At 58.9% G+C, this 6,589-nt stretch carries 7 protein-coding genes; 2 read left to right on the top strand and 5 right to left on the bottom strand.

Annotation, left to right across the window (positions count from 1 at the left end; genetic code table 11):
- Positions 1-310: 310 nt before the first annotated feature.
- Complete coding sequence (locus ACRESJ_RS14730) at positions 311-1,384, bottom strand: fatty acid desaturase (protein ID WP_431758547.1); 1,074 nt, start codon at positions 1,382-1,384, stop codon at positions 311-313.
- 100 nt (positions 1,385-1,484) lie between these two features.
- On the opposite strand from ACRESJ_RS14730, the gene ACRESJ_RS14725 reads away from it, so the two are divergent.
- Complete coding sequence (locus ACRESJ_RS14725; RefSeq protein ID WP_431758546.1) at positions 1,485-2,489, top strand: AraC family transcriptional regulator; 1,005 nt, start codon at positions 1,485-1,487, stop codon at positions 2,487-2,489.
- Positions 2,490-2,654: 165 nt separating this feature from the next.
- Here the strand turns inward: ACRESJ_RS14725 and ACRESJ_RS14720 are convergent, their stop codons facing one another.
- Positions 2,655-3,341 carry a Crp/Fnr family transcriptional regulator gene (locus ACRESJ_RS14720; protein ID WP_431758545.1) on the bottom strand — a complete coding sequence of 229 codons (687 nt, stop codon included), beginning with the start codon at positions 3,339-3,341 and terminating at the stop codon, positions 2,655-2,657.
- A gap of 85 nt (positions 3,342-3,426) precedes the next feature.
- Here ACRESJ_RS14720 and ACRESJ_RS14715 point away from each other — a divergent pair, with 85 nt between their 5' ends.
- Positions 3,427-3,948, top strand: a complete 522-nt coding sequence (locus ACRESJ_RS14715; RefSeq protein ID WP_431758544.1) for a DUF962 domain-containing protein — start codon at positions 3,427-3,429, stop codon at positions 3,946-3,948.
- 107 nt (positions 3,949-4,055) lie between these two features.
- Here ACRESJ_RS14715 and ACRESJ_RS14710 read toward each other — a convergent pair whose 3' ends face one another.
- The 3 genes from ACRESJ_RS14710 to cysT form a co-directional block, all read right to left on the bottom strand.
- Complete coding sequence (locus ACRESJ_RS14710) at positions 4,056-5,045, bottom strand: sulfate/molybdate ABC transporter ATP-binding protein (protein WP_431758543.1); 990 nt, start codon at positions 5,043-5,045, stop codon at positions 4,056-4,058.
- A gap of 3 nt (positions 5,046-5,048) precedes the next feature.
- Positions 5,049-5,921, bottom strand: coding sequence for a sulfate ABC transporter permease subunit CysW (gene cysW / locus ACRESJ_RS14705; protein WP_431758542.1), 873 nt, complete (start codon positions 5,919-5,921; stop codon positions 5,049-5,051).
- A 12-nt stretch (positions 5,922-5,933) separates the two neighbouring features.
- Positions 5,934-6,589: sulfate ABC transporter permease subunit CysT (cysT, locus tag ACRESJ_RS14700; protein ID WP_431758541.1), on the bottom strand; the 656-nt coding region annotated here is incomplete at its 5' end.

Genomic DNA, 6,589 nt, shown 5'->3' with positions numbered 1-6,589 from the left:
GGTGACTGATACACCTTCGCGAGCAAGCTTCGCTCCTACAGTGGACATTCGATTTGTCAGGCATAAAAAAGGGGCCGCACCCTGCCAAGGAGACGGCCCCGCAAACTCAAATCTGCCTGTATTGCTCAACAACTGTGGAGCCGATGATTGGCGAATTTGGTTATCTAATAAAGGAATATTTAATTACTTTATTAGGCCCAAATCGCATATATCCATAAACCCTCGTCAGCCCACATGCATCACAACTTAACGACTCTTTGGGTCAAATTGATGACTGTCGTTTTTCCATTTGAGTTTCCATGTTCATCGCTCAGATCTGAGCGGCCTGTGCTTGCTGTGATTCTGCGGTTTCCTTGCGAACAAACCGGTTGGCCCGGCCGAAGGTGCCGATGTCGTTGAAGCGCACGCCCATCTCGCGCATCACTTTGTGCGCCACCGGTGCCGACATCTGGCGGATGTAGAACGGTTCCTTCACCACAAAGTGATGAATGCCGTGGGTGCTGCCGAAGTTAAAGCAGAACGCTTGCAGCGGCCACAACCACCAGGCATTGAGCACCTGGGTTTGCTGGATGACATTGCCCAGTTCCACGTCGCCGTAGTAGTGCATGTTCGAGCTGATGAAATGCAGGCAAAAGGTGCGCAATACGTTGGGGGCGATGATCACGACCGTGGCGATGTCGATCACGTTCATCACCGATAGCGTGGTCGACGACCACTGGATTGGCGCACCGATCAGATGCGCAATGCCGTTCGCCGCATGGAAACCGAGAAACACGTACCACGCCCCCCAATGCATCAACGCCAGCGGCGCGTAGACCTTCAAGACGCGCTTGAGGATGCTGGCTTTGTGCGCCCAGGTTGGCGCTCGCAACATGCGGATGAACGCCGACATCATGTTGTCCCCGACCATCAACAAGCGGGCAATGCCCCAGGGCTCGCCGTTGGTGATGGCGCGTTCTTCCATGTCGGTTTCCGTGCCGGAAACCTTATGGTGGTTGAGATGCAGGTGACGACGAATCCACGGGTTGATGGTGCTGGGTCGCGCCAGCCAGACCAGGCCCATCATCAGGTTGTGCGGAACCCGCTGCTTGCGGAAGTACATGCTGTGAATCAGATCGTGTTCCAGCTCATGGGTCAGCGAGGCGAAAAATGCGTTGAGCAACAGGCACGCCCACCAAGCCATGTAGCCACCGATGTAGAGCGCCGCTGAACCGATCATCCCGGCCAATGCGAAGGCCAGAATGCCCGCGCCGAGGGCGTCCTGATGCCTGAGAATCGGGTAGCGCTCGCGCAATTCGACGCCTCTGGCGAGCACCACTTGGCGAATATGCGCTGATCGCTGTGCTGCATTCAGTCGCTGGGGGCTTGCAGAAGTCAGGTCCATGCTTCCATCCTCTGTTTATTGATGTTCGCATCCTGCCTGCTGCATCCGTGCGCAGCGCTAGCCATGAACGCCAACCTGTTGACCGGAAGCGCCAATCAGCATGACTGAACCGACCTCGCTCGCCAGCTGGACCCGCGCATTGCGCAAACAACTCGATGCCCTGGGCATCGACAGCACCGCGCTGTGCCAGCAAGCCGGGCTTGATCCGCGACTGATGGACGACCCGAACGCTCGTTACCCGTTGTCCAACACCACGCGCCTGTGGGAGTTGGCCGTGCAGGCCAGCGGAGACCCGGCGATCGGCCTGCGGGTTTCGCGATTTGTCAGCCCTACCACCTTTCATGCGCTCGGTTATGCGCTGGTCGCGAGCGGCAGTTTGCGTGAAGTATTCGAACGCATCGTGCGCTATCACCAGGTGGTCAGCGATGCCCTGGAACTGGAGTTGAGCCGTGGCGAGGATCGCTACCACTTCCGCCTGAAAATCCCGCCAGGCAACCCCGCCCCAGCCTTCGAGGCGATCGACGCCTTCACGGCCATTTACGTGCGCACCTGCCGCAATCGCCTGGGCCGCGATTACGCCCCGATGGCGGTTTACCTGCGTCGCCCTGAGCCGGCAGACCCGCATCAGTGGCACAAGGTGTTTCGCGCTCCGGTGTACTTCGCCAATGGCGAGGATCGATTGGAGTTCGCGGTGGCCGATTTCGACAGTCATCTGGACGACGCCAACCCTGAACTGGCCGAACACAACGAAACAGTGCTCAAGCGCACCCTGGCGCAGCTCAAACCGCTGACATGGGAGCGCAAGGTTCGGGATGCCATCGAAGAGCAATTGCCGGAAGGCGAGCCCAGTGCCGAGCAGATTGCCAAGACGCTGCATCTGAGCTTGCGCAGCCTGCAGCGGCACTTGGCGGATGAGGGTTGCCGGTTCGATACGCTGCTCAACGAAAGTCGAGAGAACCTGGCGCTGCTGCATCTGCGTGATCCGCAGTGCTCGTTGAGTGAGATCAGTTATTTGCTGGGGTTTGCCGATACCAGCAGTTTTAGCCGGGCGTTCAAGCGATGGACGGGGATGACGCCGGGGCAGTTCAGGGATGGGTTGCGGTAAGGGGTTTTGGGGTGTCCGGTCGGGCCTCATCGCGGGCAAGCCCGCTCCCACAGTGGTTTGTGTCGATCACAAAATTTGAATTCAAACTGTGATACCTGTGGGAGCGGGCTTGCCCGCGATGGGGGCCGCCCAGACACCATGAATACTGAATGTGCTGGCTGAAAATCAGAAAGTAGCCAGGGCCCGCAATCTCGCAGCATCGAGGATTTCGATTTCGCCGTAGCTCAACCCGATAATCCCTTGCCCCTGCAAATCCTTGAGAATCTGATTGGTGGTCTGGCGCGACAGCGACAACATGGCGGCAAGCTGCTCCTGCGGCAGTTGCAGGATGCTGCGGGCTTGGTCGAGTTGGCCGTAGCCGTCGGCGATCATCAGCAAACGATGAGCTAGCCGCGTCGGCGCTGGCATCAGGCTCAGCTGTTCAAGATTGATGAACGTCAGGCGCAGCTTCTGGCTCATCAACAATGCCAGTTGCCGCCAGTACACCGGCTGCTCTTCCAGCAAGGCGAGCAGCGCAATTTGTGGTATGTGCAGCAGCGTGCACGCCCCCATGGCAAATGCATCGTGGGTACGGGGCTGCCCATCGAACAGGCAGATTTCACCGAACCAATGCGGCGCCTCCACCAGACTCAACAACGCCTCCTTGCCCTGCTCGCTCACGGCGCCGATGCGTACCGCACCTTCGAGCACCGCGTACAGCCCACAGGGTGGATCACCGCGCTGGAACAGGCGCTGACCTGCTGACAGCTGCCGCAACCGCGCAGCGCTCAGCAGACTATCCTGAAGGGACACCGGCAGATGGCTGAACCACTGACCCCGCATCAGACGCGCACGCCAGAGCTGCATATCCATGAAAACTCCTAGAGATTGTCGCCTGCCTGACAGAGCGTGAAACGGCCCCCAAGGCATGATCAGTCACCCTACAGGAGGAATAACAATGAAAAAAAGCCTCGTTGATCATCTCGGTCAATACGCCGCCTATCACCGTGACCCGCGCAACATCGCCAGCCATTTCATCGGCATTCCGCTGATCGTGGTGGCGGTGGCTGTTTTGCTGTCGCGTCCGCAATGGGGCGGCGGTTGGCTATCGCCAGCGGTGCTGACGTCGCTGGCTTCGGCGTGGTTTTACTTGCGCCTGGAATTGCGTCTTGGGGTGTTGATGACGGCGTTGTTGGGGCTGTGCGTCTGGGCGGGGCATGCGCTGGCGCAACAGAGCACCCTGGTGTGGCTGAGCAGCGGTGTCGGGATGTTTGTGATCGGTTGGGCGATTCAGTTTGTCGGGCATCACTACGAAGGGCGTAAGCCTGCGTTTGTTGATGATTTGACGGGGTTGATTGTCGGGCCGTTGTTTGTGGTGGCTGAGGCGGCGTTCATGCTGGGGATGCGGCATGAGTTGAAAGAGCAGATCGAGTCGCGAGTGGGCGGGGTGCGGTTGAATCCGAATCGCGCTGCGGCTTAGTACGCCTTCGCGGGCAAGCCCGCTCCCACAGGGTTATCGGTCGATCACAAAATTTGTGTTCACACCAAAACACTGTGGGAGCGGGCTTGCCCGCGATGCTTTTGCTTTTAAAGGTTAGCGACTTTCTGCCAGACCTTGGGCTTGAAGAACAGCGTCTCGCCCTTGGCCAACCCGATCAGGCTGTCGTGATCCTTCACCACTTCGGCCTCGATCAGATCGCTCTGCCCTTCCACCTTCAACGTTACCCGGGTCGTCGCGCCCAGTGGACGGATATCCCGCACTTCGGCCGCGTGATGGTCTTCCAGTTCATGCTTGGACAACGACACTTCGTGCGGACGGAATAGCACGTGTTTGTCTTCACCCAGATGCAAACGGTTCGAGTCACCGAGGAAGTGATAAACGAAATCGCTGGCCGGATTTTCGTAGACATCGCCCGGTGAGCCGATCTGCTCGATCACGCCCTTGTTCATCACCACGATACGGTCGGCAACTTCCATGGCCTCTTCCTGGTCGTGGGTCACGAAGACCGACGTCAGGTTGATGTCTTCGTGCAAGCGCGCCAGCCAGCGGCGCAGTTCCTTGCGGACCTTGGCGTCGAGGGCGCCGAAGGGCTCGTCGAGCAGCAGCACTTTCGGTTCCACCGCCAGCGCACGGGCCAGGGCGATACGCTGACGCTGACCGCCTGAGAGCTGTTCAGGGTAGCGATCAGCCAACCAATCGAGCTGCACCATATTCAGCAGTTCATGAACCTTGGTCGCGATCTGGCTCTCACTCGGGCGCTGGTTTTTCGGCTTCATGCGCAGGCCGAACGCGACATTATCGAACACCGTCATATGGCGGAACAAAGCGTAGTGCTGGAATACGAAACCGACGTTGCGATCACGCACGTCGTGGCCGGAAACGTCTTCGCCGTGGAACACGATGTTGCCCTGATCCGGGGTTTCCAGGCCGGCGATGATCCGCAGCAGCGTGGTTTTGCCGCAGCCCGACGGGCCGAGCAACGCCACCAGTTCACCGCTGCGGATGTCCAGGCTGATGTCGTTCAGCGCCTTGAACGCATTGAAATTCTTGCTGACGTTACGCACTTCGATCGACATGAATTATTCCTCCGCGGCGCTGGCGCGCAGGCGGTTAATACGGTTTTCGCTCCACTGCTTGAGCAGCAGGATGAAGAGCGCCAGGATCAGCAACAGGCTCGCCACGGCGAACGCGGCCACGTGGTTGTATTCGTTGTAGAGGATCTCGACGTGCAGCGGCAAGGTGTTGGTCACCCCGCGAATGTGCCCGGACACCACCGACACCGCACCGAATTCACCCATCGCACGCGCGGTACACAGCACCACGCCGTAGATCAGGCCCCATTTGATGTTGGGCACCGTGACGTGCCAGAACATCTGCCAGCCATTGGCGCCGAGCAAGCGCGCAGCTTCTTCTTCCTGGGTGCCCTGCTCCTGCATCAGCGGGATCAGTTCGCGCGCCACGAATGGCACGGTGACGAAAATCGTCGCCAGCACGATGCCCGGCAATGCAAAGACGATCTGGATGTCATGATCCTGCAACCACGGCCCGAACAGACCCTGGGCACCGAACATCAGCACATAGACCAGGCCCGCAATCACCGGCGATACCGAGAACGGCAGGTCGATTAGGGTCACCAGCATGCTCTTGCCACGGAATGTGTATTTGCTCACGCACCAGGCAGCACTGACACCAAACACCAGGTTCAACGGCACCGAAATCAGTACGGCGATCACCGTGAGCTTGAGCGCGGACAAGGCGTCCGGTTCAAAGATCGCGGTGAAGAATGTACCCAGGCCATTTTCCAAACCCTGGGACACCACGATAAACAGCGGCAATAACAGGAACAGGGCAAAAACCAGCCAGCCAAGGCCGATCAGGATGCGCCGTGAAGTCGCACTGCCACGGCGGGCAGCGTTGGCCGAAGAGGCGGCAGCAATAGACGATTGGGACATGTGTGCGCCTCCTTATGGGGTTTCGATGCGCCGCTGCAACAAGTTGATCAGCAGCAGCAGAATGAAAGAAACCACCAGCATCAGTACACCAATGGAGGTAGCGCCGGTGTAATCGTACTGGTCGAGCTTGACCATGATCAGCAGCGGAAGGATCTCGGTTTTCATCGGCATGTTACCGGCGATGAAAATCACCGATCCGTACTCGCCGACCCCACGGGCAAAGGCCAGGGCGAAACCGGTCAACCATGCCGGAAGCAATGCCGGCACCAGGATATGGCGGAACACCTGCAACGGTCTTGCACCCAGGCACGCCGCCGCTTCTTCCACTTCTCGTGGGATATCGGCCAATACTGGCTGTACGGTACGTACTACGAATGGAAGTGTCACAAAAGTGAGGGCAAGCGTGATGCCCAGCGGGGTGTAGGCGATCTTGAAACCCATATCCGCTGCAAACTGACCGACCAGACCGGTGGGGGTATAGAGCGCGGTCAGGGCGATACCGGCCACTGCCGTGGGCAATGCGAACGGCAAGTCGATCATTGCGTCGATGACTTTGCGTCCAGGGAAGGTATAGCGCACTAATACCCAGGCCAGCAGCGTGCCGATGATGCCGTTGATGATCGCGGCACACAGGGCGGTGCCGAAACTGAGCTTCAAGGCGGCCAGCA

The sequence above is a fragment of the Pseudomonas sp. genome, assembly GCF_050739655.1.
Lineage (GTDB): Bacteria > Pseudomonadota > Gammaproteobacteria > Pseudomonadales > Pseudomonadaceae > Aquipseudomonas.
The sequence above is the reverse complement of the archived record's forward strand: the minus strand, read 5'-3'. Positions and strand labels throughout refer to the sequence as shown.

Bases quoted from the DNA above. Each gene is read 5' to 3' on its own strand.
- ACRESJ_RS14710 (WP_431758543.1), bottom strand. From the start codon at position 5,045: ATGTCGATCGAAGTGCGTAACGTCAGCAAGAATTTCAATGCGTTCAAG.
- cysW (WP_431758542.1), bottom strand. From the start codon at position 5,921: ATGTCCCAATCGTCTATTGCTGCCGCCTCTTCGGCCAACGCTGCCCGC.
- ACRESJ_RS14715 (WP_431758544.1), top strand. From the start codon at position 3,427: ATGAAAAAAAGCCTCGTTGATCATCTCGGTCAATACGCCGCCTATCAC.
- ACRESJ_RS14725 (WP_431758546.1), top strand. From the start codon at position 1,485: ATGACTGAACCGACCTCGCTCGCCAGCTGGACCCGCGCATTGCGCAAA.
- ACRESJ_RS14720 (WP_431758545.1), bottom strand. From the start codon at position 3,341: ATGGATATGCAGCTCTGGCGTGCGCGTCTGATGCGGGGTCAGTGGTTC.
- ACRESJ_RS14730 (WP_431758547.1), bottom strand. From the start codon at position 1,384: ATGGACCTGACTTCTGCAAGCCCCCAGCGACTGAATGCAGCACAGCGA.